At 51.2% G+C, this 2,939-nt stretch carries 1 rRNA gene; it reads left to right on the plus strand.

The features are described 5' to 3' along the window. The first annotated feature begins 17 nt into the window (after positions 1 to 17). Positions 18 to 2,911: ribosomal RNA gene (locus AB4263_RS22250) — 23S ribosomal RNA — on the plus strand. Positions 2,912 to 2,939 lie beyond the last annotated feature (28 nt).

A 2,939-nucleotide genomic window follows, 5' to 3' on the forward strand; every position in this document is an offset into this window, starting at 1 on the left:
ACCCTTTCGGGTTGTATGGTTAAGTGACTAAGCGTACACGGTGGATGCCTTGGCAGTCAGAGGCGATGAAAGGCGTAATAACTTGCGATAAGCCCAGATTAGGTAGTAATAACCTTTTGAGTCTGGGATTCCTGAATGGGGAAACCCACTTACATAAGTAAGTATCCTGTTGTGAATACATAGCAACAGGAGGCAAACCGGGGGAACTGAAACATCTAAGTACCCCGAGGAAGAGAAATCAACCGAGATTCCGAAAGTAGCGGCGAGCGAAATTGGATTAGCCCTTAAGCTTTTAATGATGCAGGTGAAGAGTCTGGAAAGTCTCGCAGTAAAGGGTGATAGCCCCGTAACCGACACATCATAATCAGTGAAATCGAGTAGGGCGGGACACGTGATATCCTGTCTGAATATGGGGGGACCATCCTCCAAGGCTAAATACTACTGACTGACCGATAGTGAACCAGTACCGTGAGGGAAAGGCGAAAAGAACCCCTGTGAGGGGAGTGAAATAGAACCTGAAACCGTGTACGTACAAGCAGTAGGAGCACCTTCGTGGTGTGACTGCGTACCTTTTGTATAATGGGTCAGCGACTTAATTTTAGTAGCAAGGTTAACCGTTTAGGGGAGCCGTAGGGAAACCGAGTCTTAACTGGGCGTACAGTTGCTAGGATTAGACCCGAAACCAGGTGATCTAGCCATGGGCAGGTTGAAGGTTGAGTAACATCAACTGGAGGACCGAACCGACTAATGTTGAAAAATTAGCGGATGACTTGTGGCTAGGGGTGAAAGGCCAATCAAACCTGGAGATAGCTGGTTCTCCCCGAAAGCTATTTAGGTAGCGCCTCGGACGAATACTACTGGGGGTAGAGCACTGTTAAGGCTAGGGGGTCATCCCGACTTACCAACCCTTTGCAAACTCCGAATACCAGTAAGTACTATCCGGGAGACACACGGCGGGTGCTAACGTCCGTCGTGGAGAGGGAAACAACCCAGACCGCCAGCTAAGGTCCCAAAGTATAGCTAAGTGGGAAACGATGTGGGAAGGCTCAGACAGCCAGGATGTTGGCTTAGAAGCAGCCATCATTTAAAGAAAGCGTAATAGCTCACTGGTCGAGTCGGCCTGCGCGGAAGATGTAACGGGGCTAAGCTATACACCGAAGCTGCGGCTACGTACCTTAGGGTATGTGGGGTAGGGGAGCGTTCTGTAAGCCGTTGAAGGTGGTCTGTAAGGGCTGCTGGAGGTATCAGAAGTGCGAATGCTGACATGAGTAACGATAAAGGGAGTGAAAAACTCCCTCGCCGGAAGACCAAGGGTTCCTGTCCAACGTTAATCGGGGCAGGGTAAGTCGACTCCTAAGGCGAGGCCGAAAGGCGTAGTCGATGGGAAACGGGTTAATATTCCCGTACTTCTTACAATTGCGATGGGGGGACGGAGAAGGCTAGGTGGGCCTGGCGACGGTTGTCCAGGTTCAAGTACGTAGGCGGGTGGTTTAGGTAAATCCGGACCGCTACTAACGCTGAGATACGATGTCGAGCTACTACGGTAGTGAAGTCATTGATGCCATGCTTCCAGGAAAAGCCTCTAAGCTTCAGATTGTAAGGAATCGTACCCCAAACCGACACAGGTGGTCGGGTAGAGAATACCAAGGCGCTTGAGAGAACTCGGGTGAAGGAACTAGGCAAAATGGTACCGTAACTTCGGGAGAAGGTACGCTCTTATCAGTGAAGTCCCTTGCGGATGGAGCAGACGAGAGTCGCAGATACCAGGTGGCTGCAACTGTTTATTAAAAACACAGCACTGTGCAAAATCGTAAGATGACGTATACGGTGTGACGCCTGCCCGGTGCCGGAAGGTTAATTGATGGGGTTAGACTTCGGTCGAAGCTCTTGATCGAAGCCCCGGTAAACGGCGGCCGTAACTATAACGGTCCTAAGGTAGCGAAATTCCTTGTCGGGTAAGTTCCGACCTGCACGAATGGCGTAATGATGGCCACGCTGTCTCCACCCGAGACTCAGTGAAATTGAAATCGCTGTGAAGATGCAGTGTACCCGCGGCTAGACGGAAAGACCCCGTGAACCTTTACTACAGCTTGGCACTGAACATTGAACCTACATGTGTAGGATAGGTGGGAGACTTTGAAACCGCGTCGCTAGATGTGGTGGAGTCGTCCTTGAAATACCACCCTTGTAGTTTTGATGTTCTAACGTTGGTCCCTGAATCGGGATTACGGACAGTGCCTGGTGGGTAGTTTGACTGGGGCGGTCTCCTCCCAAAGAGTAACGGAGGAGCACGAAGGTGGGCTAAACACGGTTGGACATCGTGTGGTTAGTGCAATGGCATAAGCCCGCTTGACTGCGAGAATGACAATTCGAGCAGGTGCGAAAGCAGGTCATAGTGATCCGGTGGTTCTGAATGGAAGGGCCATCGCTCAACGGATAAAAGGTACTCCGGGGATAACAGGCTGATACCGCCCAAGAGTTCATATCGACGGCGGTGTTTGGCACCTCGATGTCGGCTCATCACATCCTGGGGCTGAAGTCGGTCCCAAGGGTATGGCTGTTCGCCATTTAAAGTGGTACGCGAGCTGGGTTTAGAACGTCGTGAGACAGTTCGGTCCCTATCTGCCGTGGGCGTTGGAAAATTGAAAGGGGCTGCTCCTAGTACGAGAGGACCGGAGTGGACGAACCTCTGGTGTTCGGGTTGTCATGCCAATGGCATTGCCCGGTAGCTAAGTTCGGAATCGATAACCGCTGAAAGCATCTAAGCGGGAAGCGAGCCTTGAGATGAGTTTTCCCTGGCACTATAAGTGTCCTAAAGGGTTGTCGTAGACTACGACGTTGATAGGCAGGGTGTGTAAGTGCTGCGAGGCATTGAGCTAACCTGTACTAATTGCCCGTGAGGCTTAACCATACAACACCCAAGGGGTTTTGTGGACTCA

This window comes from Vibrio sp. 10N.261.55.C5 (assembly GCF_041470505.1).
GTDB classification, from domain to species: domain Bacteria; phylum Pseudomonadota; class Gammaproteobacteria; order Enterobacterales; family Vibrionaceae; genus Vibrio; species Vibrio crassostreae_C.